General features: G+C 59.3%; 26 protein-coding genes. 18 read left to right on the top strand and 8 right to left on the bottom strand.

What is annotated here, in order from left to right:
* Positions 1-27: 27 nt before the first annotated feature.
* The 15 genes from accA to R6W86_RS13380 all read left to right on the top strand — a co-directional run bounded on the left by accA (position 28) and on the right by R6W86_RS13380 (position 14677).
* Positions 28-981 (top strand): acetyl-CoA carboxylase carboxyl transferase subunit alpha, encoded by a 954-nt coding sequence (accA, locus tag R6W86_RS13310; RefSeq protein ID WP_410329852.1) that lies wholly within the window; start codon positions 28-30, stop codon positions 979-981.
* On the top strand, positions 965-2320 hold the full coding sequence (gene tilS, locus R6W86_RS13315) for a tRNA lysidine(34) synthetase TilS (RefSeq protein ID WP_410329853.1): 1356 nt from the start codon (positions 965-967) through the stop codon (positions 2318-2320). The genes accA and tilS overlap by 17 nt, the downstream gene beginning before the upstream one ends.
* 88 nt (positions 2321-2408) lie before the next feature.
* Positions 2409-4037 carry a CTP synthase gene (locus R6W86_RS13320; protein WP_410329854.1) on the top strand — a complete coding sequence of 543 codons (1629 nt, stop codon included), beginning with the start codon at positions 2409-2411 and terminating at the stop codon, positions 4035-4037.
* A gap of 2 nt (positions 4038-4039) precedes the next feature.
* Positions 4040-4885 (top strand): 3-deoxy-8-phosphooctulonate synthase, encoded by an 846-nt coding sequence (gene kdsA, locus R6W86_RS13325; RefSeq protein ID WP_410329855.1) that lies wholly within the window; start codon positions 4040-4042, stop codon positions 4883-4885.
* A gap of 180 nt (positions 4886-5065) precedes the next feature.
* Positions 5066-6361 carry a phosphopyruvate hydratase gene (gene eno / locus R6W86_RS13330; RefSeq protein WP_410329856.1) on the top strand — a complete coding sequence of 432 codons (1296 nt, stop codon included), beginning with the start codon at positions 5066-5068 and terminating at the stop codon, positions 6359-6361.
* 200 nt (positions 6362-6561) lie between these two features.
* Positions 6562-6834 carry a septum formation initiator family protein gene (locus tag R6W86_RS13335; protein ID WP_410329857.1) on the top strand — a complete coding sequence of 91 codons (273 nt, stop codon included), beginning with the start codon at positions 6562-6564 and terminating at the stop codon, positions 6832-6834.
* 150 nt (positions 6835-6984) lie between these two features.
* On the top strand, positions 6985-7686 hold the full coding sequence (ispD, locus tag R6W86_RS13340) for a 2-C-methyl-D-erythritol 4-phosphate cytidylyltransferase (protein WP_410329858.1): 702 nt from the start codon (positions 6985-6987) through the stop codon (positions 7684-7686).
* 42 nt (positions 7687-7728) lie between these two features.
* Positions 7729-8208 (top strand): 2-C-methyl-D-erythritol 2,4-cyclodiphosphate synthase, encoded by a 480-nt coding sequence (gene ispF, locus R6W86_RS13345; protein ID WP_410329859.1) that lies wholly within the window; start codon positions 7729-7731, stop codon positions 8206-8208.
* Positions 8205-9257, top strand: a complete 1053-nt coding sequence (gene truD / locus R6W86_RS13350; RefSeq protein ID WP_410329860.1) for a tRNA pseudouridine(13) synthase TruD — start codon at positions 8205-8207, stop codon at positions 9255-9257. The genes ispF and truD overlap by 4 nt, the downstream gene beginning before the upstream one ends.
* 21 nt (positions 9258-9278) lie before the next feature.
* On the top strand, positions 9279-10049 hold the full coding sequence (gene surE / locus R6W86_RS13355; protein ID WP_410329861.1) for a 5'/3'-nucleotidase SurE: 771 nt from the start codon (positions 9279-9281) through the stop codon (positions 10047-10049).
* The gene (locus tag R6W86_RS13360) at positions 10046-10702 is read left to right on the top strand and encodes a protein-L-isoaspartate(D-aspartate) O-methyltransferase (RefSeq protein ID WP_410329862.1); all 657 of its coding nucleotides are present in this window, start codon (positions 10046-10048) and stop codon (positions 10700-10702) included. Before surE ends, R6W86_RS13360 begins: the two co-directional genes overlap by 4 nt.
* Positions 10703-10788: 86 nt before the next feature.
* Positions 10789-11703 carry a DUF368 domain-containing protein gene (locus R6W86_RS13365; RefSeq protein WP_410329924.1) on the top strand — a complete coding sequence of 305 codons (915 nt, stop codon included), beginning with the start codon at positions 10789-10791 and terminating at the stop codon, positions 11701-11703.
* Between the two features lie 205 nt (positions 11704-11908).
* On the top strand, positions 11909-12706 hold the full coding sequence (locus tag R6W86_RS13370; RefSeq protein WP_410329863.1) for a peptidoglycan DD-metalloendopeptidase family protein: 798 nt from the start codon (positions 11909-11911) through the stop codon (positions 12704-12706).
* Positions 12707-12911: 205 nt separating this feature from the next.
* A complete protein-coding gene (rpoS, locus tag R6W86_RS13375) occupies positions 12912-13901 on the top strand; it encodes an RNA polymerase sigma factor RpoS (RefSeq protein WP_410329864.1) in 990 nt (329 codons plus the stop codon).
* 200 nt (positions 13902-14101) lie between these two features.
* A complete protein-coding gene (locus tag R6W86_RS13380; RefSeq protein ID WP_410329865.1) occupies positions 14102-14677 on the top strand; it encodes a chalcone isomerase family protein in 576 nt (191 codons plus the stop codon).
* A gap of 79 nt (positions 14678-14756) precedes the next feature.
* Here R6W86_RS13380 and nth read toward each other — a convergent pair whose 3' ends face one another.
* From nth to metG, 8 genes are read right to left on the bottom strand one after another with little or no spacing between them, the layout of a single operon-like run.
* Positions 14757-15395, bottom strand: a complete 639-nt coding sequence (gene nth / locus R6W86_RS13385) for an endonuclease III (protein WP_113862198.1) — start codon at positions 15393-15395, stop codon at positions 14757-14759.
* A gap of 28 nt (positions 15396-15423) precedes the next feature.
* Positions 15424-16140, bottom strand: coding sequence for an electron transport complex subunit E (locus R6W86_RS13390; protein ID WP_410329866.1), 717 nt, complete (start codon positions 16138-16140; stop codon positions 15424-15426).
* Between the two features lie 2 nt (positions 16141-16142).
* Complete coding sequence (gene rsxG, locus R6W86_RS13395; protein ID WP_410329867.1) at positions 16143-16778, bottom strand: electron transport complex subunit RsxG; 636 nt, start codon at positions 16776-16778, stop codon at positions 16143-16145.
* A gap of 3 nt (positions 16779-16781) precedes the next feature.
* Positions 16782-17834 (bottom strand): electron transport complex subunit RsxD, encoded by a 1053-nt coding sequence (gene rsxD / locus R6W86_RS13400; protein WP_410329868.1) that lies wholly within the window; start codon positions 17832-17834, stop codon positions 16782-16784.
* A 21-nt stretch (positions 17835-17855) separates the two neighbouring features.
* A complete protein-coding gene (gene rsxC, locus R6W86_RS13405; protein ID WP_410329869.1) occupies positions 17856-19685 on the bottom strand; it encodes an electron transport complex subunit RsxC in 1830 nt (609 codons plus the stop codon).
* Positions 19685-20263: an electron transport complex subunit RsxB gene (rsxB, locus tag R6W86_RS13410; protein ID WP_410329870.1), complete on the bottom strand. Its 579-nt coding sequence runs from the start codon at positions 20261-20263 to the stop codon at positions 19685-19687. The genes rsxC and rsxB overlap by 1 nt, the downstream gene beginning before the upstream one ends.
* A 16-nt stretch (positions 20264-20279) precedes the next feature.
* The gene (gene rsxA, locus R6W86_RS13415) at positions 20280-20861 is read right to left on the bottom strand and encodes an electron transport complex subunit RsxA (protein ID WP_092002993.1); all 582 of its coding nucleotides are present in this window, start codon (positions 20859-20861) and stop codon (positions 20280-20282) included.
* A 25-nt stretch (positions 20862-20886) separates the two neighbouring features.
* Positions 20887-22917: a methionine--tRNA ligase gene (gene metG, locus R6W86_RS13420; protein ID WP_410329871.1), complete on the bottom strand. Its 2031-nt coding sequence runs from the start codon at positions 22915-22917 to the stop codon at positions 20887-20889.
* A 190-nt stretch (positions 22918-23107) separates the two neighbouring features.
* On the opposite strand from metG, the gene apbC reads away from it, so the two are divergent.
* The 3 genes from apbC to R6W86_RS13435 all read left to right on the top strand — a co-directional run bounded on the left by apbC (position 23108) and on the right by R6W86_RS13435 (position 25621).
* Complete coding sequence (apbC, locus tag R6W86_RS13425; RefSeq protein ID WP_410329872.1) at positions 23108-24208, top strand: iron-sulfur cluster carrier protein ApbC; 1101 nt, start codon at positions 23108-23110, stop codon at positions 24206-24208.
* A 250-nt stretch (positions 24209-24458) separates the two neighbouring features.
* Positions 24459-25025: a dCTP deaminase gene (gene dcd, locus R6W86_RS13430; protein ID WP_092002980.1), complete on the top strand. Its 567-nt coding sequence runs from the start codon at positions 24459-24461 to the stop codon at positions 25023-25025.
* On the top strand, positions 25022-25621 hold the full coding sequence (locus R6W86_RS13435; protein WP_410329873.1) for a YjaG family protein: 600 nt from the start codon (positions 25022-25024) through the stop codon (positions 25619-25621). Before dcd ends, R6W86_RS13435 begins: the two co-directional genes overlap by 4 nt.

A 25621-nucleotide genomic window follows, 5' to 3' on the forward strand; every position in this document is an offset into this window, starting at 1 on the left:
TCAGGCAAATCAAAATGATGGAACATCATGAACCCTAATTACCTGGATTTTGAACAGCCGATCGCCGACCTGGAAGCCAAAATTGAAGAGCTTCGCATGGTCGGCAACGACACAGACATCAACATCACCGATGAGATCAGCCGCCTCAAGAAGAAGAGCGTCAGTCTCACGGAGAGCATTTTCTCGAACCTGCAGCCCTGGGATATTGCCCGGCTGGCCCGGCACCCGCGCCGGCCCTACACGTTCGATTACATCGAGATGATTTTCGATGATTTCGACGAGCTGCACGGGGATCGCCGTTACGCGGATGACCAGGCCATTGTTGGCGGTACCGCACGCTTGGGCGACAAGCCGGTCATAGTTATCGGCCATCAGAAGGGCCGTGAAGTCAGGGACAAGGTCAGGCGCAACTTTGGCATGCCCCGCCCCGAGGGGTACCGCAAGGCCCTGCGCCTGATGGAGATGGCCGAACGATTCAAGATGCCCATTCTGACCTTCATCGACACCCCGGGTGCCTATCCCGGTATCGGTGCCGAGGAGCGGGGCCAGAGTGAGGCGATTGCGTTCAACCTCGCCGTGATGTCCCGATTGAAAACCCCTATCATCTCCACGGTGATTGGCGAGGGTGGCTCTGGTGGCGCGCTGGCAATCGGCGTCTGCGACCAACTGAACATGCTTCAGTATTCCACCTATGCGGTAATTTCACCGGAGGGTTGTGCCTCCATCCTCTGGAAGAGCGCGGAATACGCAGCCCAGGCTGCCGAGGCCATGGGTGTGACGGCAGACCGACTCAAGGATCTCGGGCTGGCGGACAACGTTATTCCCGAGCCGCTGGGTGGCGCCCACCGCAATCCGGAAAAGATGGCGGAATCCCTCCGCGAAACCCTGACCAAGGGCGTCACGGAACTTTCCCGGCTGCCCCTGGACGAGCTGGTGTCCCGCCGCTACGAGCGGCTGACCCGCTATGACGACGGGCGGTAAGCCCGTCCCCGGTTTTGCCTGGCCGGAGGCACTCTGCGCTTCGGTCAGGTCACTCCCCGCGCACAACAGACTCTGGATCGCCTTCAGCGGCGGTCTGGATTCCACCCTGCTACTGCACTTGGCAGCCTGCTGTTTTCCCGGCAGTCCCGATCTTCGCGCTGTTCACATCAATCACCAGTTACAGGCCAATTCGGAGCAATCCGAGCAGTTCTGTCGACGGACCTGTGAGGCTCTGAGCATTGCATTGCTCGTGCGCCGGGTGGATGTCAGGACAGAGAAAGCCGAGGGCAGCGCCGGTGGCATTGAGGAGGCCGCCCGCCACGCCCGCTACGCCGTGTTCGAGGAGATCCTGGAAGCCGGTGATTTGCTGCTGATGGCCCATCACTCCGACGACCAGGCCGAGACAGTACTGTTCAGGATGCTCCGTGGCACGGGCGTCCGGGGGTTGGCGGGTATGCCCCGTGAGCGGGCATTGGGGGCAGGGCGACTGGTGCGCCCACTGCTTGAGTTCGACCGTGCGCAGTTGTCCCATTGGGCCAATGAGGCCGGTCTGGAGTGGGTTGAGGATCCGAGTAATGTCGACGAACGTTTCGACCGGAATTTCCTCAGGCATAAAGTCCTGCCTGAACTCAAGGAACGCTGGCCCGGCCTGAATGCCAGGCTCAGGCATACCGCGGCTGCCTGTACCGAACAGGTGGCCCTGACCGACCGGCTGGCGGAGATCCAGTGGCACGACTGTGCGCCTGATGGCCGGCATCCATGCACCGAACGCCTGAACCAGCTGCCGCTCCCGGAACAGAAAAACCTGTTGCGCTGGTGGATCCAGACTTCCGGTTATGAGTTGCCGTCGATACAGGACTGGGGGCAGGTTATCTCGGATCTGATTGATGCCCGGGAAGACGGTGAGCCGGAACTGCTCGGTGCGGGTTTTGCTATCCGTCGTTTCCGGGGCCGACTGTACCTGGTTCCCGACCGGCCCGGACCGGAGGCAGCAAGCGCAGAGCTTGTGCCTGAGGAGCCACTCTGCTGGGGAGGCTGGAGGATCCGGCTGCTTCCTGCCGCTGGCCAGAAACAGGGTCCGCCGGCAATACGGGTATCTACGAGGCAGGGCGGCGAGCGTTTCCATCCGGTGCCGGGGGGGCGGGGCAGGAAGGTCAAAAAATGGCTTCAGGAGCAGGGCGTTCCACCCTGGGAGAGGCCACGTATTCCGCTGGTTTTCAGTCGGGATGGGGAGGGCGAAACCCTGATCGGAATTGGCGATTTGTGGTGTTGTGGACAATACTCGGGAAGCGCCCCTGCCGCCGGCTGGCGGCTGATTGTGGAGCAGGATTGTGATTGAGTCAGGGGGGGCTTTCTGTTAGTCTGGCGTCCCATCTTGAGATGAACAATCTCCCTCCTTCACCGAACCAGATAATCACGGAATCTGCATGACGCGTTATATTTTCGTCACCGGCGGTGTCGTGTCCTCCTTGGGGAAAGGTATTGCGTCTGCCTCCCTGGCAGCCATCCTCGAGGCACGCGGCCTGAAGGTCACCATTCTCAAGCTGGATCCCTACATCAACGTAGACCCCGGCACCATGAGCCCGTTCCAGCACGGTGAGGTTTTTGTCACCGAAGATGGCGCGGAAACCGATCTGGACCTTGGCCACTATGAGCGCTTCATCCGCACCCGGATGGGCCGCCGTAATAACTTCACCACCGGTCGCGTCTACGAAGAAGTGATCCGCAAGGAGCGGCGTGGCGACTACCTGGGCGGTACCGTGCAGGTCATTCCCCACATCACCGATGAAATCAAGCGCCGGGTGGTGGAAGGTGCCGCAGGCGTGGATGTGGCACTGATCGAGATCGGTGGCACCGTGGGTGACATCGAATCCCTGCCGTTCCTGGAAGCCTGCCGTCAGCTGAAGGTTGAAGTCGGTCCTCAGCGGGCCCTGTTCATGCACCTGACCCTGGTTCCGTATATCGCCACTGCCGGCGAGATCAAGACCAAGCCGACCCAGCATTCCGTCAAGGAAATGCGCTCCATCGGTCTGCAGCCGGATATCCTGCTGTGCCGTTCCGAGCACGAGGTGGATGCCAGCTCCCGTCGCAAGATTGCGCTGTTCACCAACGTGGAAGAGCGCGCCGTCATTCCGCTCCAGGACGCCAAATCCATCTATGCGATTCCGCGCATGCTGCACGAGCATGGCCTGGACCAGTTGGTGATCGAGCGGTTCGGTCTGGATGCACGCGCCGCAGATCTGGGCGAGTGGGACAGCGTGGTCGATGCCCTGATGCATCCGGAGCAGGAAGTGACCATCGCCATGGTCGGCAAGTACATGGAGCTGCTGGATGCCTACAAGTCGCTGATTGAGTCCCTGCTGCACGCGGGCATCAAGACCCGCACCAAGGTCAATATCAACTACATCGATTCCGAAGACATCGAGCGTGATGGTACCCGCGTGCTGGAATCCGCCGATGCGATCCTGGTGCCCGGTGGTTTCGGCGAGCGCGGTGTTGAAGGCAAGATCCGGACCGTACAGTATGCCCGCGAAAACAAGGTGCCCTACCTGGGGATCTGCCTGGGTATGCAGGTAGCCGTGATTGAATACGCCCGCAACGTTGCCGGCCTGAAAGACGCTCACAGCACGGAATTCCGCACCCATACCCCGGAGCCGGTGGTGGGTCTTATTACCGAATGGCTGGATGCCACCGGTGAGCGCGAAGAGCGCACCGAGGAATCCGATTTGGGCGGTACCATGCGTCTGGGTGCGCAGGACTGTGTCCTGACTGAGGGATCCACCATTGCCAACTGTTACGGCAAGAAGACCATTCGCGAGCGTCATCGTCATCGCTATGAGGTGAACAACCATTTCCTGCCCGCCCTTGAGGGTGCAGGATTGCAGGTCTCCGGCCGCTCCAGCGACGGCAAGTTGGTGGAAGTAGTGGAAGCTCCGGACCACCCGTGGTTCGTTGCCTGCCAGTTCCACCCGGAATTCACCTCCACGCCCCGGGACGGCCACCCGCTGTTCAAGGGCTTTGTTGGAGCGGCTCTGGCGCATAAGAAGGAGTCCTGAGTATGGCGCAGAGCACGGTAAACGTCTCGGGCATCGAGGTCGCCAACGACAAACCGTTCGTGCTGTTTGGCGGTATGAACGTACTCGAGTCCCGGGAGCTTGCCTTCGAGGTGGCTGAAACCTACGTGGATGTCTGTGGTCGACTCGGCATCCCTTACGTGTTCAAGGCATCTTTCGACAAGGCCAATCGCTCATCCGTGCACTCTTTCCGTGGTCCCGGACTTGAGAAGGGGTTGCAGATCCTGGCGGACATCAAGAGCAAGTTTGGCGTGCCGGTCATCTCTGATGTCCATGAGCCGGCACAGGCGGCCCCGGCTGCCGAGGTCTGCGACATCATCCAGCTGCCGGCTTTCCTGAGCCGCCAGACGGACCTGGTGGTCGCCATGGCTGAAACCGGCGCGGTGATCAACGTCAAGAAGGCCCAATTCCTCGCACCCCAGGAGATGAAACACATCATCACCAAGTGTGAGGAAGCCGGTAATGACAAGGTGATCCTGTGTGAGCGTGGCAGCAGCTTCGGGTACAACAACCTGGTGGTGGACATGCTCGGCTTTGGCATCATGAAGGCCATGAACGTGCCGGTGATGTTTGACGTAACCCATTCCCTGCAGATGCCGGGTGGCCGCGCCGATTCGGCCGGTGGTCGACGTGCCCAGGTTACTGATCTTGCTCTGGCGGGTATGTCCCAGGGACTGGCCGGTCTGTTCCTGGAGGCTCATCCGGACCCAGACCAGGCCAAGTGTGACGGCCCCTGCGCCTTGCGGCTCAGCCAGCTTGAGTCATTCCTGGAGCGGGTCAAAGCCGTGGATGACCTGGTGAAAAGTTTTAAACCTATCGACACCGCCTGATTGGCGGTGTTGGCGTTTCATACGGACTATGGGAGCGAGCGGGAACGGCCCTGCGAAAATGTAGAGGGCCAGGGATGGCCCGAAACAAGCGCACATGGATGTGCTTGTAGCGGTTTTCGCAGGGCCGTTCCCGCTCGCTCTGACTCCCAAAATTGAACACGAACTTGGAGACAGAGAAGAATGACCAAGATTGCCAACATCAAGGGCCGCGAGGTTCTGGATTCCCGTGGTAACCCCACTGTCGAAGCAGACGTTATCCTCGAAGATGGAACAATCGGAAGTGCGTGCGCACCTTCCGGCGCTTCAACCGGTTCCCGGGAGGCTCTGGAGCTGCGTGATGGCGACAAGTCCCGGTACCTTGGCAAAGGTGTTCTGAAAGCGGTTGAAGCCGTGAACGGCAAGATCCGTGACGCGCTCGTTGGCAAAGATGCGGCTGACCAACGAGGTCTGGACAACATCATGCTGGAGCTGGATGGCACCGAGAACAAGGCGAACCTTGGCGCCAACGCCATTCTGGCGGTCTCTCTGGCAGTGGCCAAAGCTGCGGCGATCTCTCTGGGCAGGCCGCTGTATGCGCACATCGCAGACATCAACGGTACCTCCGGCAAGTACTCCATGCCGGTTCCCATGATGAACATCCTCAACGGTGGCGAGCACGCGGATAACAACGTTGATATCCAGGAGTTCATGGTTCAGCCGGTTTCTGCCAAGACGTTTTCCGAAGCCCTTCGTGTTGGCGCGGAGATCTTCCACAGTCTGAAGAAAGTCCTGCAGGCACAGGGCCTGAACACCGCAGTCGGTGATGAAGGTGGTTTTGCCCCGAACCTGCCGTCTAACGAGGCGGCACTGGCTGTGATCAAGGAAGCGGTTGAAAAGGCGGGCTACAAGCTGGGTACCGATGTAACCCTCGCCCTGGACTGTGCCTCTTCCGAGTTCTACAAGGACGGCCAGTATCAGCTCTCCGGCGAAGGCAAGAGCTTCGATTCCGAGGGCTTTGCCGATTACCTGGCGGGCCTGTGCGAGCGTTACCCGATTGTGTCCATCGAAGACGGTATGGACGAGAGCGACTGGGACGGCTGGAAAGTGCTGACCGACAAACTGGGCAGCAAGATTCAACTGGTGGGTGACGATCTGTTCGTGACCAACACCAAGATCCTCCAGCAGGGTATCGACAAGGGCATTGGTAACTCGATCCTGATCAAGTTCAATCAGATCGGCAGCCTGACCGAGACCCTGGATGCCATCAAGATGGCCCAGGATTCGGGTTATACCGCGGTCATCTCCCACCGTTCCGGTGAGACCGAGGACACCACTATCGCGGATCTGGCGGTTGCCACCTGTGCGGGCCAGATCAAGACCGGTTCCCTGTGCCGTTCCGACCGTGTTGCCAAGTACAACCAGTTGCTGCGCATTGAAGAGGTGCTGGATGGCAAGGCGCCTTACCGTGGCCTGAGTGAGATCAAAGGTCAGGGCTGAGGTCCGGCGGTAAAAAATTGCTTGCCGGGGCGGGCCGGTAGGTAAGACAATGTTAAGGCCATCGCGGTCTGGATGAAAATTCAGACACGATGGCCTTTTTGTACAATTAGTTAGAGGAATTTGTTGTTAATCTACTCTAAGGTCTATACTCATTAGCCAGTGTTGAATTTTTGAACGGTTATTTCTCCGACGGAATTGGAATGAAGTCGCTTTGGGCCATCATGGTTGTGTTGATTCTCCTGCTGCAGGTGCGCCTGTGGGTTGGGGAGGGTAGCTTTGCGCAGGTGTGGTCCCTGGAACAGTCGATTGCCGAGCAGCGTGCGGAGAATTCCGAATTGGCGGCCCGTAATGATCGCCTGTATGCGGAGGTGCGGAACCTGCGCAGTGAGCAGGGGGCGTTGGAGGAGCGGGCCAGGATGAACCTTGGGTTGATTCGCGAGGACGAGACTTTTTTCCTGGTTGTTGAGAATTGATCTTCCGCTTGGGAGCACTGAGCGGCGGGGGTATTCTTTCCGGGAAACGCTACGAGCACGTCCATGTGCGCTTGACTGTGGCCATCCTTGGCCACAGACATTCCCGGAAAGAATACCCCCGCCACTCTCCCAGCTGAGTGCGTATACCACATGACTATCCCGAATTTTTGGCTTGTTGTCCCCGCCGCTGGCATCGGCAAGCGCATGAAGTCAGAAGTGCCGAAACAGTACCTGACGCTGTCGAACCGTTTCATTCTCGATATTACTCTTTCCCGCCTACTCGATAATGCCGATTTTTCTGGCTGCATGGTCCCCCTGAGCCCCCAGGACCACTGGTGGCCGGATACCGAGGCGGTCAACGATGACCGTATCCAGAGCTGCACCGGTGGCAAGGAACGTGCCGATTCGGTGCTTTCGGCGCTTCATGCGTTGCAGGAGCAGGCCGATGAGAACGATTGGGTGCTGGTGCACGATGCTGCCCGGCCCTGTGTTCACCCTGATGATCTGGCAAACCTTATCGATACCCTTTCCGGGCACCCCATTGGCGGGCTGCTGGCGGCTCCGGTGGCGGATACGTTGAAGCAAGCCGACGACGGCCAGCCGCCGGAGGTTGAGGCGACGGTGGATCGTAGCAGGTTGTGGCGGGCGTTGACGCCGCAGATGTTCCGGTTCGGGGCGCTGATCCGGGCGCTGGAAGCGTGTCTGGATGCCGGGCATAGGGTGACGGATGAGTCCTCTGCGATGGAATTTTCCGGTAACATGCCGGTTCTGGTGGAAGGGCGGCCGGATAATATCAAGATTACGGTTCCGTCAGATCTGGCACTGGCCGGTTTTATCCTGAGCCGGTTGTGACCGGTTCCGCCCGAAATTCCTTTCAACGTTCCGGAGAACAGCATGCGGATTGGTCAGGGCTTTGATGTCCATGCCTTTTGCGAAGGTGATTCCGTCATTCTTGGTGGTGTCCAGATTCCTCACAGTCAGGGCCTGAAAGCGCATTCTGATGGGGATGTGTTGCTCCATGCCCTGGCGGATGCGCTGCTCGGGGCCGTTGCCTTGGGCGATATCGGCCATCTGTTTCCGGATACCAGTGACGAGTGGGCGGGTGCGGACAGCCGGGATCTGCTGCGCCGGGTTATGGCCCGGGTGCGTGACGAAGGCTACGAGGTGGTGAACGTGGACAGTACGATCATCGCCCAGGCGCCGAGGATGGCACCGCATGTCGAGGCCATGCGTCTGAACATTGCTGAAGATCTCGGGGTTGCCGCGAACCGGGTGAGTGTCAAGGCGACCACCACGGAGAAGCTGGGCTTTACCGGCCGGGGCGAGGGGATTGCCTGTCAGGCGTTCTGTCTGCTTGAGCCGGTGAATACGTGAGTAACGGCGATACTGCACGCGGTCAATGGCGCCTGGACTGGCCCGCCAGTCATGGTCGGGTCGCGAGGGCGCAGCTGAAGAGTGTTCCCGAGGATTTCCGGGTCGAGGAAGTCCTGGCGGTTTCTGATCTGATTCCCGGAGAAGGTGAGCACCTTTGCCTCCTTCTGAAGAAGACGGGTGATAACACCGAGTTTGTGGCCAGGCAGTTGGCGCGCATGGCCGGTTGTCGCGGTTTTGATGTGGGGTTCTGTGGTCTCAAGGATCGCCATGCGGTGACCACCCAGTGGTTTAGTCTCTACCGCCCGGGTATGGAAGCCTCAGACGATGACTTTATCCGGGATGTGGCCATGCACTGGCGCGTGTTGGCGTCGGGTAGGGCACCCCGGAAATTGCGGCGTGGGGAGCATTCGGCTAACCGGTTTACCATCGTGCTGAGGAACATCAAAGGTCAGAAGGCGGAGATTGACGAGGCATTGAATCGCCTCGGTGAGCAGGGCGCGCCCAATTACTTCGGGCCGCAGCGCTTTGGCCGTGATGGTGGCAACCTCGACCGGGCCCTGAAAATTGACCCCTCGCAGCTGAACCGCCGGGCAGGTCGCTCAAAACGTGGTTCCCGAGGTGGCAGGGACGGATCGAAAAACGTATTGTACTTTTCGGCGGCGCGATCCTGGTTGTTCAACGAAGTGCTTGCCGCTCGGGTATCAAATGGTAGCTGGACCACCTGCCTGACGGGAGAGCCAGGAGACAGCGCCTCGGGGCCCACAGGACCGATGTGGGGCGATGGCGGGACCACCGCAACCAACGACCAGGAAACCCTGGAGCGGGAAGTGGTCGGGCAGCGGCCCGGGCTTGAGCGGTTGTTCGCTGCCACGCGGATGCAGCCGGAACGTCGGCCACTGGTCGCTCAGCCGCAGGAGCTGGACTGGCAATGGCAGGGCGAGAATACCCTTGAGATTCGTTTTGTTTTGCCCCCTGGCCAGTATGCCACCACCGTGCTGGGCGATATTTTCGAGCTGGACGACATGAGCCTCGGCCGTCATAACGAATAAAAAGTGCTAGCGGAGAACACTGTGCGAATTCTGTTATCGAATGATGATGGTGTGCATTCGCCGGGGCTTGTTGCCCTCTATGAGGGGCTTCAGGGCCTGGGATATCTTGAAGTCGTGGCCCCGGACCGGGACCACAGCGGTGCGAGTAACGCACTCACCCTGAATCGGCCTCTCACCGTTGAGGAGCATCCCAACGGTTTCCATTCCGTGGATGGCACGCCTACCGATTGCGTGCATTTGGCGGTGAATGGTCTGTTCGAGGAATCCTTCGATCGCGTGGTGTCCGGTATCAATACCCACGCCAACCTGGGTGATGACATCATTTATTCCGGTACGGTGGCTGCCGCTACCGAAGGACGTCACCTGGGTTTGCCGGCAATTGCGGTGTCCCTGGTGAACGATGGCCATTTCCATTACGGGACCGCCGCGCGGATTGTCCGCATACTCCTGGAACAGGACCGTCCGCTTCAGCTCGGCCCCCGCTCGATCCTGAATGTGAATGTTCCCGATTTGCCCTGGGAGCAGTTGGCCGGTATTCGGGTCACCCGCCTCGGCCACCGGGAGCGTGCCGAAGGGGCGGTGCCCATGACCTGTCCCAGGGGCAAGCAGAGGTACTGGATCGGTGCGGCCGGAGAGGGGGGCGACGCCGGCCCCGGTACCGACTTCCATGCCGTCCGTGAAGGTTATGTCTCAATCACCCCGGTGCACATTGATATGACCCGCCATGAGGCGCTGGTGCCGCTGCGGGAGTGGGTCGAGGAACTGGTGTCCGACGGAGGGCTGTCGTCATGAGTGCCCAGCTCCAGGGAATTGGAATGACCTCCCGGCGCACCCGGATGCGCCTGGTGCACCGGCTGCGGGAATCCGGGATCGAATCCGACAGGGTGTTGGAGGTTATCGGTGAGGTACCCCGTCACATCTTCCTGGATGAGGCACTGGCCCATCGGGCCTACGAGGACACCTCGCTTCCCATCGGCTACGGGCAAACCCTGTCCCAGCCCTATATCGTCGCCCGCATGACCGAAATCCTGCATCAACACGGGCCGGCTCGTATCCTGGAACTGGGGACCGGGTCCGGATACCAGACGGCGGTGCTGTCGCAGCTGTTCGAGGAAGTATATAGCGTGGAGCGCATCAAGCCTTTACAAGATCGCGCCCGGGACCGATTGCGGCAGCTGGGCGTGCGCAATGTCCTGCTCAAGCACGCTGATGGTGGCATGGGTTGGCCGGAGCGGGGACCGTTTGACGGTATTATCGTGACCGCCGCACCCGTCGACGTGCCGAAAGAGCTGCTGACGCAGCTGGCGGATAACGGGGTGCTGATTGCCCCGGTCGGAGAGGTGAAACAGGTGTTGGTGGAAGTCGTCCGCCGTGGCGAGCACTTTGAGCGGCGGGTGCTTGAGCCCGTGCACTTCGTGCCCCTGCTTGGGGGAGTGATCCGGTGAAAGAAGCAAGTGGCGGATCGAACGAAATTATTCCTGAAGTCCAGAGAAATCAGCACCCGGCTGCTGTATTCCTCCGTGGCGTGGCCATGGGGGCAGCCGATATTGTTCCGGGTGTTTCCGGCGGTACCATCGCTTTCATCACCGGCATCTATTTCCGCTTGCTGGAAGCCATCAATGCCGTTCCGGTCGCTATTTTCCGTGACTTGCGCAAGGGGCGGCTCCGGGCGTTCTGGTCTGCCTGTGACGGAACGTTTCTGCTGTGCCTGCTGGCGGGTATCCTGTCCAGTATTGTGACCCTTTCCTCAGCCATCAGCTTTGCCCTGGCCAACTATCCGATCCTGATCTGGAGCTTTTTCTTCGGGTTGGTCGTGGCGTCCGTCTGGCATGTGGGCCGGCAGGTTCGCCGCTATCGCGTCTCCCTGTTGGTGCCGTTGATTGCGGGCATTGCCGTAGCCTGGTGGGTTACGACGCTGTCCGGCGGCCAGCTTTCTCCGTCGGCACTGGTATTTTTTGGTTCCGGCGCCCTGGCGATTTGCGCCATGATCCTTCCCGGTATTTCCGGGAGCTTCATCCTGGTGATTATCGGTATGTACGCGCCGGTTCTGGCAGCCATCAAGGCGGCGGACCTCGGGGTTCTGGCGTTGTTCATGGCCGGGTGCCTGGTCGGGCTGCTGTCGATCGCGCGGCTGATCACCTGGGCATTCCATCGTTTTCACGACATGGTGCTGGCGCTGCTGACCGGTTTCATGATCGGGGCACTGAACAAGGTCTGGCCCTGGAAAGAGGTTCTCAGCTGGCGCACCAACAGTGCGGGCGAGCAGGTACCTTTTAACGAGACCAGTATTGGTCCGGCGACCTTTGAGCAGCTGACCGGACAGGATCCGCAGGTGCTCATGGCATTGTTTATGGCACTGGTCGGGTTGTTTCTGGTGCTGGCAATTGAATGGGTCGGGAATCGAAAAGTGTTACCTGACGCACAGAATCAGTGTTCCTCAAGGTAACAAAGGCGACCAGCACGTAACTTGGATTGCCTCTGAAAATATGCAATAAATTAGCGAGTTACTATAAAAACTTTAGAATCTGGATTGATCCTTCGGTCTTTTTAGACGGATTTTTCATAACTGGGGCAGTTTTATTCCTGTGAGATTTTTGCGTGGGCTCGTCAATGCCGCACGGTCGGCCTTCCCGCGGTTCCAGCCAGGTGCCATGCCCCAGCCTCGTTTCCTGAAAATGCTCCTGGTCGCGCTGGGTGTCGTTGCGCTCACGGCCTGCAACACTTCGGCGATCTATCAGGACGATCTCTACAACCCCCCCGTGTACTGGGGACGACACGTCGTTCAGCCCGGTGAAACCCTCTACCGGATTGCCTGGCAATATGGCCGTGACTACCGGGAGCTGGGCAGCGCCAACGGTATGGAGCCTCCCTGGACGATCAAACCCGGCCAGGTGCTGCGCCTGGACCTTCGCGGAACTGTCACATCTTCTGGCCAGAATAGTCAGACGCAGAGGGTTGCCGCGGTTCCGTCCAGGGTTACGCCGCCCGCGCCGACGCCTAAATCGGCGCCCAGACCGAAAGTTACCAGGCCTGCAGCACCCGGTGACTCCCTGGATCAACGCTCGCAAACCGTAGCCAGCGTCAGCTGGCGCTGGCCGAACGCTGGCACCGTAATTGCACGATATTCAACATCCGGAAAAGTCAATAAAGGTATTGATATCGCCGGAAAAGCCGGTGATGCTGTGAAAGCGGCGGCCAGTGGAAACGTGGTCTATGCCGGTAACGGGTTGCTTGGTTACGGCAACCTCATTATCGTGAATCATAATGAGCACTATTTGAGTGCTTACGCCCACAACCGGAAGATTCTGGTGCAGGAAGGGGAGGACGTTAACGCCGGACAGGTGATCGCAGAGCTCGGAAGCAGCGGTGCGGAACGACCCATGTTGCATTTTGAAATCCGGAAGAATGGCAACCCCGTCGATCCACTCCATTACCTGCCACCCCGCTAGCCCTCACGCAAGCAGCCAGGATCGCTGTTGCAACCCTGAACCCCGGCACTGACAGAAACCGCATACGGCAAAATAACAAGAATGATCCGGCCGGATTTGGCCATACAAAAATGTCCTGAATAAAACGAAGACTTATGAAGCAGAGTCCGGGATTAGAAGAAGTATCGGACCTTCCACAGGATTATTGAGAGGCGGGGCAAGAAACATGTCAGCAGAGCAAGAAGATATTATTGTTGATCGTGTCGAGGATCTGGATGATTCCGAGGATCAGGTGCTAGCAGAAGACAAAGTTCAAAAAGAGTCGGCGGATAGCGCCGATGAAGAGGAAATTTCCACTCAGGGACGGTACTTCACCAGCCAGAAGCAGCTGGACGCAACCCAGCTCTATCTCAACGAAATCGGTTTTTCACCCCTCCTGACGCCGGAAGAGGAAGTCTACTTCGCCCGTCTCGCCCGTAAAGGCGAGGAATCAGGGCGTAAACGCATGATTGAAAGCAACCTGCGCCTGGTGGTCAAGATCGCCCGCCGGTACGTCAATCGCGGTCTGACCCTGCTTGATCTGATTGAAGAGGGCAACCTGGGCCTGATTCGTGCGGTCGAGAAGTTTGATCCGGAGCGTGGCTTCCGGTTCTCCACCTATGCGACCTGGTGGATTCGCCAGACCATCGAGCGGGCCATCATGAACCAGACCCGGACTATCCGTCTGCCGATTCATGTGGTCAAGGAACTCAACCTCTATCTGCGTGCGGCCCGTGAGCTGACCCAGAAACTGGATCATGAGCCTTCTGCGGAAGAGATCGCTCAGATGGTCGATAAGCCGGCGTCGGACGTGAAGCGCCTGCTGGGCCTCAATGAACGGGTTGCCTCCATGGACACCCCGATCGGTGCCGGAGGTGAGAAATCCCTGCTCGATACCGTGGCAGACGAAGGTGCTTCGGATCCAGCGGACCTGTTGCAGGATAACAACATGTGTTCCTGCCTCGAGAAGTGGATTGACCAGCTCAGCGATAAGCAGCAGGAAGTGCTTTCCCGCCGTTTTGGTCTCCGGGGCTATCCGGTGAGTACCCTCGAGGAGGTTGGCCAGGAAATCGGGCTGACCCGCGAGCGGGTACGTCAGATCCAGGTGGAAGCGCTTCGCCGCCTGCGGGAAATCCTGGAAAAGGAAGGCCTTTCCGGTAATCTGCTGTTCCAGTAAGTTCCACTGACCCCAGTAATCGAAAAGCCGGCCAATGACCTTGGCCGGCTTTTCTGTTTTCATGCCTCGCAAATGAGAACCAGGTGGCGCTCTGCTGCCCGGGGTCGTTGTTAGAATGCGTTGACCGGGCAGGATAGGGTGTCGAGCCCCGGTGACGAATGAAAACGCATTGAATAATAACGATGGAAAAGGAAAGGACTATGAAGAAGGCTCTCTCATCAGGATTTGCATCCCTGATTCTCACAGCAATGTTATCAGCCACTGCCTCGGCTCTGACCGTTGAAGGCGTTGATGTTCCCGAGACCTATCAGGCCATGGGCACCGAACTGAAGCTCAACGGCGCCGGTACCCGCTCCAAATGGTTCATGGACCTCTATGTGGGTGGTCTGTACGTTCCGGAAAGTATCAGCGACGGCGAGGCGGTGATCAATGCCGACGAGCCCCAGGCCATTACCCTGCACATTATCTCGGGGATGATTACCAGCGAACGTATGACCGAGGCGACTCTTGAGGGCTTCAAGGCCTCTACCGACGGCAACATGGCAGCGGTCCAGGATGACATCGACCAGTTCATGGCTGTATTCCAGGAAGAGATCAAGGAAGGCGATGTGTTTGATCTGGTCTACTTGCCGCGTGAGGGCGTGCGGGTCCTGAAGAACGGCGAAGTGCGGGATACCGTGGGTGATCTGGCGTTCAAGAAGGCGCTGTTCGGAATCTGGCTGTCCGATAAGCCGGCCCAGGAAAACCTGAAAGAGCGGATGCTGGGTCAGCGCTGATCCTCAGCCGCTGCGAACGCATCGGGAAGCCGGCGCACCTGCCAGGGAGCGTCGGCTCTTTTGTTTCCGGAGCGGGGGATCAGAGGTAGTCCCGCTTCTGTTTGAACTCGCACAGATCCTCGATGATGCAGGCGCCACACTTGGGCTTGCGGGCGGTGCAGGTGTAACGGCCGTGGAGGATGAGCCAATGGTGGGCATCCAGAAGGAATTCCTTCGGTACCAGGCGCAACAGGCGCTTTTCCACTTCCAGGACGTTTTTCCCCGGTGCAATGCCGGTGCGGTTCGATACCCGGAAAATATGGGTATCCACGGCCATGGCCATGTGACCGAAAGCGGTGTTGAGCACCACGTTGGCGGTCTTTCGCCCGACACCGGGCAGGGCTTCGAGATCCTCACGCTTTTCCGGGACCCGGCCGCCATGCTTTTCGATCAGGATCCTGCAGGTCTTGATGACGTTTTCGGCCTTGCTGTTGAACAGGCCAATGGTCTTGATGTATTCCTTGAGTCCGTCCACCCCGAGCGCCAGAATCGCTTCCGGTGTGTTTGCCACCGGAAACAGCTTGTCGGTGGCCTTGTTGACTCCCACGTCCGTAGCCTGGGCCGAGAGAATCACGGCAATCAGTAACTCGAACGGCGACGAGTAGTTCAGCTCCGTGGTCGGGTTGGGGTTGGCATCCCGCAGCCGGGTAAAGATTTCGATACGTTTTTGCTTGTTCATCCGTCAGCAATACTGCTCTGGTATGGGTTCAGGAAACATTGCCCGTGACGCGGACACGCTTGCTGCCACTGGTGGCGGGTTCCGGCGCTGCGGCCTTGCGCCTGGCCTCGAGTTGACTATCGATGCCGTTCTTCAGGGCGATCAGCAGACCCAGCCCGACAAAAGCGCCGGGAGGCAGCACCATGAACAGCATGTCCGGATAGTTTTCAAACGGGCGAACCACCCAGTCGGTGGCCATGGGTCCCAACAGCAGATTCATATCGGCAAACAGGGTGCCCTGGCCGATCAGCTCGCGCATTCCCCCCAGAACAATCAGCACCGCCAGAAATCCAAGGCCCATCATGGTGCCATCCAGCACCGCCGGTCCCGGGCTGTTCTTGGAGGCAAAGGCGTCTGCTCGCCCCAGAATCGTGCAATTGGTGACGATCAGGGGAATGAAGATGCCCAGAATCTGGTAAAGCTCGTAAGTGAAGGCCTGCATCAGCAACTCAGCACAGGTGACGAACGAGGCAATGATCATCACAAACGCCGGCAACCGAACGGACTCCCCCACGAAGTTGCGAATCAGCGATACCGCCAGGTTCGAACCCATGAGCACCATCAGCGTGGCCAGGCCGAGGCCAATGGCATTGACCACGGTACTGGTCACCGCCAGCAGCGGGCACAAACCCAAGACCTGAACAAGTGCCGGGTTGTTGTTCCACAGCCCGTCGCGGATGATCTCTGCGGAGGTCTTGCTTGCCATGATCAGGGCGTCTCCTCAAGTCGGTTCAGGATTTCCCGTCGATTCTGGCGGAAGTATACCAGAGACTTCTGGACCGCCTTGACCACCGCACGGGGGGTGATGGTTGCGCCAGTGAACTGGTCGAACACACCGCCGTTTTTCTTGACGTTCCAGTTGCGGGGTTCCGGGTTATCGAGGGATCGGCCCTGGAAACTGTAAATCCAGTCGGATTTCTTGGTCTCGATCCGGTCACCGAGTCCCGGTGTCTCCTTGTGGCTTACCACTCGCACGCCAAGCACCGTGCCCTGGAGGTCGATGCCGACCAATAGCCGAATGTCGCCGGAGTACCCGTCAGGGGCCACTGCGGGCATGATGAAGCCCGTTGGTTCGCCGTTTCTCCGCGCTACCCAGACGGTCACCTGTCCTTTGATGGCAATCCGATCACTGGCCGGTAACTGGACCGTATCGTTCAGCAGGTCGTTGTCATGCTGCGATTCCGGAATGATTTCAAACAGAGCTCGGGCCTCTGCCCGTGCCGCCTCTTCCTGGATGCGCTCCTCGGTCAGGGCCTGGGTCACCGCGATGGATCCGCCGGTGATGATGGCAAAGAGGCCCAGGCCGATGGCGCTGCGTCGAATGGATTGTGCCAGTGCAGCCATGTCTTACCCCTGATTTTTGCCAGGCAAACCGCGCCGGGCCTTGTGGTGGCCATAAGCACGCGGTGGCGTGTAGTAATCGATAAAAGGCACGGCAAAATTCATCAGCAAGACGCTGAACGCTACTGCATCCGGGAAGTTACCCCAGGACCGAATGATGTAGACCAGGACGCCAATGCCCACCCCGTAGATCAGCTTGCCCTGGTGGCTGGTTGCTGCTGATACGGGATCGGTTGCGATAAAGAAGGCACCCAGCATGGTACCGCCCGCCAGCAGGTGCAGGGACAGCGGCGCGTACTGGTCGGCATTGGCGCCGAAGGCCACGCTCATGATCACCAGCCCGCCAAGAAAAGCTGCAGGAATATGCCAGGTGATAATGCGCAGGAAAATCAGCACGAGGCCGCCGGCCAGGAAGGCAACATTGACCCATTCCCAGCCTCGGGCGATGCCGTCGCCGAACGTGGGGTGGTTCAGCACTTCGGTGGCCGTATGGGAGGCAATCTTGTGTTTGTACTCACCCAGCGGTGTTGCCATGGTCCAGCCGTCGACGGCTGTCTGGGAAGCCGAGAAAATCCGGGCCAGGGTTTCACCGAATTCGGGCGCGCCCTGGAACAGCATGGCAGCCTCGGCCCAGTTGGTGGTCATGGCGACAGGGAATGAAATCAGCACCAAGGCATAGCCGACCATGGCAGGATTGAAGGGATTGGAACCCAGGCCACCGTAGAGTTGCTTGGCGATAATGATGGCGGTGATCACGGCAATAGCGGACACCCACCAGGGGGCAAACTGAGGCAGAGAGAGACCCAGCAACATGCCAGTAACGGCTGCGGTATTGTCCTTCAGGAAAAACGCCACGGGTTTGCCGCGCAGTTTCAGGAAAGCCGCCTCTGAGGCGAGGGCGACGGCAATACACCAGACCACGTTAATCAGGTTGCCCCAGCCGAAGAAGACAGTCTGGGCAATCATCCCGGGCAATGCCGCGATGATGACCCAGAGCATGACCCGGGACGTCGGTCGGGCGTTGCGGGCGTGGGGCGATGATTGCTGAACAAATGCCATGGAGAATGGGCCTGGGCTCGGTTAATCGGATGTCTGGGATTCGGTGGTGCTGGCCAGGCCCTCGCGGGCGTCCGCCAGGGCCTGCTGGGCACGTTGCACTCGATCATGATTTTTTGCCACCGCGCGCTCTAGCTTGTCGACGTTGTCGGCCTGCTGAGACTTGGCGTCATCCAGCATGCTCTGCATGGTGTCCAGTTTTGATTTGGCCTGACTCAACTGTTTTTTCAGGGCCTCGATGTCCGGCTTAGCGTCGCTGGTGGCTGTCTGCGCACTGGCTTCCGGACTGGCCTTGGCGGCTTTGGCCTTCTTGCGTTCCAGGGCCTGCTGCACAAGCGCCGCCTTGGCGGCACGATCGTCAACCGCCTCACCAGCCTCGGCGGCCTTTTCAGCCTCTGCCTGTTTCTTCGCCTGGGCTTCGGCAGCGGCTTTCGCACGCTCCTTACGACGCAGCTCCTTTTCCTGCTGCTCCCGCTCCAGTCGTACCTGGCGGGCCTCGAAGCGCTCCCGGGCGCGGTCGGCCTTGATCTGCTCCGCCCGCTGGACACGGATTTCGCCCTTGGCGTAACGGTAATACTGCACCAGGGGAATGGCGCTCGGGCACACGTAGGAACAGGCACCGCATTCGATGCAATCGAACAGATTCAGGTGTTCCGCCTTCTCGAATTCGCCGGATTTCGAATACCAGAACAACTGCTGGGGTAACAGTTCCATGGGGCACACTTCCACACACTGGCCGCAGCGGATGCATGGCTGTTCCGGCGGCGGCGCGGGCAATTCGGCCTCGGTGGCGGCGATCACGCAGTTGGTGGTCTTGGTCACCGGAACCGCCGTGGTGGTAAGTGTGTACCCCATCATGGGGCCGCCCAGTACCAGGCGGTTGACCTTCTGCGGCTCCAGCTCTGCCCGTTCAAGCAGGTAGTCGATCGGTGTGCCGATCAGCGCCTCGAACGTGCCCGGCTCCCGGAGCGCGTCTCCGGTAATGGTGACGATCCGGGAGATCAGCGGGCTGTCTTCAAAGACCGCCCGGGAGATCGCAACGGCGGTGCCGATGTTCTGGCACATGACGCCGATATCGGCCGGGATTCCGGCACTGGGGACTTCCAGCCCGGTCAGTACCCGGATCAGCTGTTTTTCACCGCCGGACGGGTACCTGGTCGGGATCACCGCAATTTCGATCTGGGTGCCTTCACAGGCCTTTTGCATGGCTTCGATGGCCTCGGGCTTGTTGTCCTCGATGCCGATCACGCAACGCTCCGGGCGCAGGATCCAGGCCATTACCTTCAGGCCGGCAACCACTTCGGCCGCTTTCTCCCGCATGGTCATGTCATCGGCGGTGATGTAGGGCTCGCACTCGGCACCGTTGAGAATCAGGGTGTCCACCTTGCGGTCCTTGGGTGGACGGAGCTTGATGTCGGTGGGGAAGCCGGCGCCGCCCATGCCGGAAATGCCGGCCTCATGGATGATTCCCAGCACCGTCTCCCTCTCCAGCCTACGGTAATCGGACATCGGATTCCGTTCCCGCCATTGATCCTCACCGTCAGGTTTGAGGGTGATGCACCAGTCATCCAGCCCCGAAGGGTGTGGCACCGGCATTTTGGCAATACTCTCTATCACCCCGGACGTGGGGGCGTGAACCGGAACGCCCATGCCGATGGTGACATCGGCAATCTTCTGTCCCTTCAGCACCCGTTCACCGACTTCCACCAGTGGTTCTGCAGGATCACCGATATGTTGCTGCAGCGGCAGGACCAGGCGTTCGGGCAACCCGGCTGTCCGGATCGGTCGGGAGGTGGACTGTTGCTTGTTCTCGGCCGGATGGATGCCGCCGGAGAAATCCCACAATTGAGTCATCAGGCGTTGGCTCCCTGGCGGTCGGTGGCAATGATTCCGGAACTCGGCGGTGTCCAGGTCCAGGTGCGGATGTCCGGTTCGAGGGTGACCATGTCGATACAGTCAACCGGACACGGCTCGACGCACAGGTCGCAACCGGTGCACTCGCTCTCGATCACCGTGTGCATGTGTTTTGCTGCGCCCAGGATGGCATCCACCGGGCAGGCCTGGATGCACTTGGTACAGCCGATGCATTCATCCTCACGGATGACCGCGACGCGCTTGGCCTGCTCGACGCCGTGTTCGGCATCCAGGGGCTGGGGTTCGACGTCCAGCAGGTCGGCGAGGGCCTTGATGGTACTTTCGCCGCCCGGAGGGCACTTGTTGATGGCTTCGCCCTGGGCGATGGCTTCGGCGTACGGGCGGCAACCCGGGAAGCCGCACTGGCCACACTGGGTCTGTGGCAGCAGGGCGTCGATCTGGTCGACCAGAGGGTTGCCCTCAACCTTGAACCGTTCGGAGGCAAAGCCCAGCAGACCGCCAAAAACCACGGCCAGGGCCAACAGCACAGCAACGGCGATCAGAATGCCCGTCCACATAACAACAAATGCTCCGTCAGACAGTGACCAGGCCAGTGAAGCCCAAAAATGCCAGCGACATCAGCCCTGCGGTTACCATACCAATGGCGGCTCCCCGGAAGGCAACCGGAACATCGGCCACCGCGATACGCTCGCGCATGGCGGCAAACAGCACCAGTACCATGGAGAAACCGGCCGCTGCACCGAACCCGTACAGGACAGACTCAACGAAGTTGTTGTTTTTATTAAGGTTAAGAAGTGCCACGCCGAGAACAGCGCAGTTCGTGGTGATCAGGGGCAGGAAGATGCCCAAAACCCGGTAGAGCAGCGGGCTGGTCTTGCGAACCACCATCTCGGTGAACTGGACCACCACTGCAATCACCAGGATAAAGGTGATGGTCTTCAGGAATGCCAGATCCAGCGGCGCCAGCAGGTAGGTGTAAGCCAGGTAACTGCATACCGATGACAGGGTCAGCACAAAGGTGGTGGCCAGAGACATGCCCATGGCGGTCTCCAGCTTCCCGGACACACCCATGAACGGGCACAGGCCCAGGAACTGAACCAGTACGAAATTATTCACCAGAATGGTGCTGACCAGTATCAGTAAATACTCTGTCATCGGAGCTGCTCTTCCTCGCGCTGCCTTACATTACCCGCATGCCCGGGGTCGCACCGGAGTCCGGCGACAGGATGAAAATATCCTTGCCACCCGGACCGGCGGCCAGAACCATGCCCTCGGACATGCCGAACTTCATTTTCCTCGGCTTCAGGTTGGCCACCATCACGGTCATGCGGCCTTCCAGTTCCTCCGGCTTGTAGGCGGACTTGATACCAGCGAACACGTTGCGTTCGCCATGTCCCACGTCAAGAGTCAGGCGAAGTAGCTTGTCGGCACCCTCAACATGCTCTGCTTTGACAATTTTAACGACCCGAAGGTCCACTGTCGCGAAATCACCGAATTCTATCTCATCGGCGATCGGCTCCAGATTGGCAGCAGGTTCCGGCTGACCAGTCGCTGCAGGCAGTTCCTCTTTGGAGGTATCCAGCATCTTCTCGATCTGGGCCATGTCCACGCGGTTCATCAGGGGCTTGAACTTGTTGATACCGTGGTTTTCCAGCAGTTCCGCACGGTTGTTCCAGTCCAGCCTGGCATTCAGGAACGCCTCGGAGGCCTCGGCTGTCTTCGGCAGCACCGGTGCCAGGTAGGTCATCAGGATCCGGAACATGTTGATGGCATTGGTGCAGATTGCCTGCAGGTTGTCGTCCTGGCCTTCCTGCTTGGCGATGACCCAGGGCTGCTCGTCGTTCACATACTGGTTGGCGATATCCGCCAGCTCCATGATCCGGCGCATGGCGCGGCCGAATTCACGGGCCTCGAAGAACTCCTCGATCTCTTTGCCCGCCTCGATGAAGTCCTTCAGCTTTTCATGCTCGGTCACCTTGCCCAGCTGACCGTCAAAGCGCTTGGTGATAAAACCGGCGCTGCGGCTGGCGATGTTCACCACCTTGCCCACCAGGTCCGAATTCACCCGCGCTGCGAAGTCTTCCAGGTTCAGGTCCATGTCATCGACGCTGCCGGTGAGCTTGGCCGCGAAGTAGTAGCGCAGGTACTCCGGGTCCAGGTGATCCAGGTAGGTACGCGCCATGATGAAGGTGCCGCGGGACTTGGACATCTTCTTGCCGTTGACGGTCACAAAGCCGTGGGCCCAGACTGCGGTCGGCGTCCGGAAACCGGCATCGTGCAGCATGGACGGCCAGAACAGGGCGTGGAAATTGATGATGTCCTTGCCGATGAAGTGATATACCTCGGCCTCGGAATCCGCTTTCCAGAAGTGTTCAAAGTCGATGCCTTCGCGGTTGCACAGGTTCTTGAAGCTGGCCAGGTAGCCGATGGGTGCATCCAGCCAGACATAGAAATACTTGCCCGGCGCATCGGGAATCTCGAAACCGAAGTAGGGCGCATCACGGCTGATGTCCCACTCCTGCAGGCCGGCATCCAGCCACTCAGCCAGCTTGTTGGCCACCTGCGGCTGCAGGGTGCCGCTACGGGTCCACTTGGCCAGGAAGTCATGGAAATCCGGAAGCTTGAAGAAATAGTGTTCGGATTGCTTCTCCACCGGTGTGGCACCGGACACTGCAGAGCGCGGATTGATCAGCTCCGCCGGCGTATAGGTGGCGCCACAGGCCTCACAATTGTCGCCATACTGATCTTCCGCCTTGCATTTCGGGCAGGTGCCCTTGATGAAACGGTCCGCCAGAAACATCTCCTTCTCCGGATCGAAGAACTGGGTGATCTTCCGGGTGGCGATGTGCCCGTTTTCCTGCAGCTGGCGGTAGATGTACTCGGAGAAGTAACGGTTCTCCTCCGAATGGGTGGAGTAGTAGTTGTCAAAGCGGATATGAAAGCCGGCAAAATCTTCCTGGTGCTCCTGGCTGATCCGGTCGATCAGTTGCTTCGGAGTAATGCCTTCACGCTCGGCCCGCAGCATGATCGCGGTGCCATGGGCATCGTCGGCGCAAACGTAGTAGCAGTTGTGGCCACGCATGTTCTGGTAGCGCACCCAGATATCGGTCTGAATATACTCCAGCAGGTGACCCAGGTGGATCGGCCCGTTGGCATAGGGCAGGGCGCTGGTAACCAGAATGTTGCGCTGATGCTTGCTCGCTTGCGTCATGGTGATGTCCGAACCTTCTGTTGGTAAGGGTTGGAAAGACAAAAACAGGGTCCTGGCACAGATCCCGAATTGATTGCTCCAGGTAAAGACCCCATATGGTCAGAAACGGGCACAGATGATACCTTCCAAGCAGTAATTTTTCACCTGAAACGCCCGTTTCCGTGTTCATGAGCTTATTCCGGAGAACCCGATGACCCAGATTTCCCAGCAGGCCCTCGAAGCCGCTGTCCGCGAATACCGGGACCCTTACCTTGAAAAGGACCTGTACGAACTCGGCGCCGTCAAAAAACTGGCCGCCGACGACAGCGGCAAAGTCACCCTCATGGTCGAGTTGCCATACCCGTCCAAAGGCATTGCCGGAGCGCTCAAACAGATCGTCACCAATGCCCTGGAAAACGTCGACGGCGTTGACAGCGCCGACGTCCACGTCGGCCAGAAGATCCACTCCTACAAAGTCCAGAAAGACATCCCGTCCGTCCCCGGCGTCAAGAACATCATCGCCGTGGCCTCCGGCAAAGGCGGCGTGGGAAAATCCACCACCGCCGTCAACCTCGCCCTGGCATTGCAGGCCGAAGGCGCCAGAGTCGGCATCCTCGACGCCGACATCTACGGCCCCAGCATCGGCATGATGCTCGGCGTCCCCGAAGGCAAACGCCCGGATACGAGAGAAAACAAATACTTCGTCCCCATGGAAGCCCACGGCCTGCAAGCCAACTCCATGGCCTTCGTCGTCACCGAGAAAACCCCCATGGTCTGGCGCGGGCCCATGGTCAGCGGCGCCGTCATGCAGCTGTTGCAACAGACCCTCTGGAACGAACTCGACTACCTCATCATCGACATGCCCCCGGGCACGGGCGACATCCAGCTAACCCTGGCCCAGAAAGTCCCGGTCACCGGCGCCGTCATCGTCACCACCCCCCAGGACATCGCCTTGTTGGACGCCAAAAAAGGCATCGAAATGTTCCGCAAAGTCGACATCCCGGTCCTGGGCGTGGTCGAAAACATGAGCGTCCACATCTGCAGCAACTGCGGCCACGAAGAATCCCTGTTCGGCCACGGTGGTGGCGAACGCATCGCCGAGGAGTACGACACCACCCTGTTAGGCCAGTTGCCACTGCACATGACCATCCGGGAACAGACCGACGGCGGCACTCCCTCTGTCGTCGCAGAGCCGGATTCCGAAGTGGCGCGCCGTTATCGTGACATAGCTCGCCGGGTTGGGGCAGAACTGTCCACCCGGGAGCGCAACCTGTCCGGCTCAATCTCAAGTGTTTCCGTAACCGAACACTAAGCCGGCTTTAGTGGGCGAATTCCGAAAGGCTCGATCGCGAGGCCTGGGGCTGCTGTCCAAAACTGTTGAGGGCCAGGGACGGCCCGAAACAAGCGCACAGGGATGTGCTTGTAGCGTGTTTTGGACAGCAGCCCCAGGCCTCGCAGCCCCCAAACAAGCAGTCCTGAGATAAGCCCATGAGCCTTCGACAGACCCCAAGGGAACAGGTAAACTACGCCTCAATTTTTCCAGTGGAAACGAGATTTCACCAATGAGCATCAAATCCGACAAGTGGATCCGCCGGATGTCCGAACAACACGGCATGATCGAACCGTTCGAACATGGACAGGTTCGCGAAACCGAAAAAGGCCGTGTCATCTCCTACGGAACCTCCAGCTACGGTTACGACGTCCGCTGCAGCAACGAATTCAAAATCTTCACCAACGTCCACAGCGCGACAGTGGATCCGAAGAACTTCGACGACAACAGCTTCGTCAACTACACCGGTGACGTCTGCATCATTCCACCGAACTCCTTCGCCCTGGCCCGCACCGTCGAGTACTTCCGCATCCCGCGCAACGTACTCACCATCTGCCTGGGCAAGAGCACCTACGCCCGCTGCGGCATCATCGTCAACGTCACCCCGCTGGAACCCGAGTGGGAAGGTCAGGTGACCCTGGAATTTTCCAACACCACCAACCTCCCGGCCAAGATCTATGCCAACGAAGGCGTCGCCCAGATGCTCTTCTTCGAATCCGACGAAGTCTGTGAAACAAGCTACAAAGACCGGGGCGGCAAATATCTCGGCCAGACCGGCGTGACCCTGCCCAGGACATGAACGCCAACCAGTTTCTCAAAGCCGTCGCACAACTGCAGGGATGGCGTGAATGCGCCTTCCTGCTGGCCCTCGCTGAACGTTCGTTTCCAAATTACGCCCTGTTCGCCGACGCCGTTGGTCTGAAAACGGGCGCCAAGATGCGCCAGCTGCTGGATCTGGGGTGGGACATGCTCCAGAAAGAGGCCAGCGAAGCCGCCATTCCACAGTTACTCAGCAAACTCGAAACCCTGTCGCCCAACGTGGACGACTACGACGCCTATGGCGTCTACCCGGCCTTCGACTTCTGTCAGTTACTGGAGCAGGCGTTGCTCAACCGCCTGAACCCCAACAAGCATCGGGCAACCGAGGCCTCCCAGGTGGCCACCGCAACGGTGATGAACTTCATCGAGATGTCCGAAGGCGAAGATCTGCCGGAAGATGAGCTGGTTCGCCTGCTCGATCATCACCCTCTGATGAAAGAAGACAAGATGTTCCAGCGGGATCTGGTGCTTGCACTGAAACGCCAGCGGGTACCCAAGGAGTCCTTTATCGCCGAGTTGAGGGCGGAAGCCGTCAACGACGGTGTCAGCAATCTCGGAATTGCCCTGGACAGCTAA

Origin of the sequence: Marinobacter sp. (assembly GCF_046484525.1) — a bacterium.
GTDB lineage: Bacteria > Pseudomonadota > Gammaproteobacteria > Pseudomonadales > Oleiphilaceae > Marinobacter.

Excerpts from the sequence above, each read along its gene's own strand:
- apbC (WP_410329872.1), top strand. The coding sequence starts at position 23,108 with ATGACCCAGATTTCCCAGCAGGCCCTCGAAGCCGCTGTCCGCGAATAC.
- tilS (WP_410329853.1), top strand. The coding sequence starts at position 965 with ATGACGACGGGCGGTAAGCCCGTCCCCGGTTTTGCCTGGCCGGAGGCA.
- ispF (WP_410329859.1), top strand. The coding sequence starts at position 7,729 with ATGCGGATTGGTCAGGGCTTTGATGTCCATGCCTTTTGCGAAGGTGAT.
- eno (WP_410329856.1), top strand. The coding sequence starts at position 5,066 with ATGACCAAGATTGCCAACATCAAGGGCCGCGAGGTTCTGGATTCCCGT.
- R6W86_RS13335 (WP_410329857.1), top strand. The coding sequence starts at position 6,562 with ATGAAGTCGCTTTGGGCCATCATGGTTGTGTTGATTCTCCTGCTGCAG.
- R6W86_RS13360 (WP_410329862.1), top strand. The coding sequence starts at position 10,046 with ATGAGTGCCCAGCTCCAGGGAATTGGAATGACCTCCCGGCGCACCCGG.
- R6W86_RS13365 (WP_410329924.1), top strand. The coding sequence starts at position 10,789 with ATGGGGGCAGCCGATATTGTTCCGGGTGTTTCCGGCGGTACCATCGCT.
- metG (WP_410329871.1), bottom strand. The coding sequence starts at position 22,917 with ATGACGCAAGCGAGCAAGCATCAGCGCAACATTCTGGTTACCAGCGCC.
- rsxD (WP_410329868.1), bottom strand. The coding sequence starts at position 17,834 with ATGGCATTTGTTCAGCAATCATCGCCCCACGCCCGCAACGCCCGACCG.
- R6W86_RS13370 (WP_410329863.1), top strand. The coding sequence starts at position 11,909 with ATGCCCCAGCCTCGTTTCCTGAAAATGCTCCTGGTCGCGCTGGGTGTC.
- R6W86_RS13380 (WP_410329865.1), top strand. The coding sequence starts at position 14,102 with ATGAAGAAGGCTCTCTCATCAGGATTTGCATCCCTGATTCTCACAGCA.
- accA (WP_410329852.1), top strand. The coding sequence starts at position 28 with ATGAACCCTAATTACCTGGATTTTGAACAGCCGATCGCCGACCTGGAA.
- rsxB (WP_410329870.1), bottom strand. The coding sequence starts at position 20,263 with ATGTGGACGGGCATTCTGATCGCCGTTGCTGTGCTGTTGGCCCTGGCC.
- rsxC (WP_410329869.1), bottom strand. The coding sequence starts at position 19,685 with ATGACTCAATTGTGGGATTTCTCCGGCGGCATCCATCCGGCCGAGAAC.
- dcd (WP_092002980.1), top strand. The coding sequence starts at position 24,459 with ATGAGCATCAAATCCGACAAGTGGATCCGCCGGATGTCCGAACAACAC.
- nth (WP_113862198.1), bottom strand. The coding sequence starts at position 15,395 with ATGAACAAGCAAAAACGTATCGAAATCTTTACCCGGCTGCGGGATGCC.
- R6W86_RS13320 (WP_410329854.1), top strand. The coding sequence starts at position 2,409 with ATGACGCGTTATATTTTCGTCACCGGCGGTGTCGTGTCCTCCTTGGGG.
- rsxG (WP_410329867.1), bottom strand. The coding sequence starts at position 16,778 with ATGGCTGCACTGGCACAATCCATTCGACGCAGCGCCATCGGCCTGGGC.
- R6W86_RS13435 (WP_410329873.1), top strand. The coding sequence starts at position 25,022 with ATGAACGCCAACCAGTTTCTCAAAGCCGTCGCACAACTGCAGGGATGG.
- ispD (WP_410329858.1), top strand. The coding sequence starts at position 6,985 with ATGACTATCCCGAATTTTTGGCTTGTTGTCCCCGCCGCTGGCATCGGC.
- rsxA (WP_092002993.1), bottom strand. The coding sequence starts at position 20,861 with ATGACAGAGTATTTACTGATACTGGTCAGCACCATTCTGGTGAATAAT.
- R6W86_RS13390 (WP_410329866.1), bottom strand. The coding sequence starts at position 16,140 with ATGGCAAGCAAGACCTCCGCAGAGATCATCCGCGACGGGCTGTGGAAC.
- kdsA (WP_410329855.1), top strand. The coding sequence starts at position 4,040 with ATGGCGCAGAGCACGGTAAACGTCTCGGGCATCGAGGTCGCCAACGAC.
- rpoS (WP_410329864.1), top strand. The coding sequence starts at position 12,912 with ATGTCAGCAGAGCAAGAAGATATTATTGTTGATCGTGTCGAGGATCTG.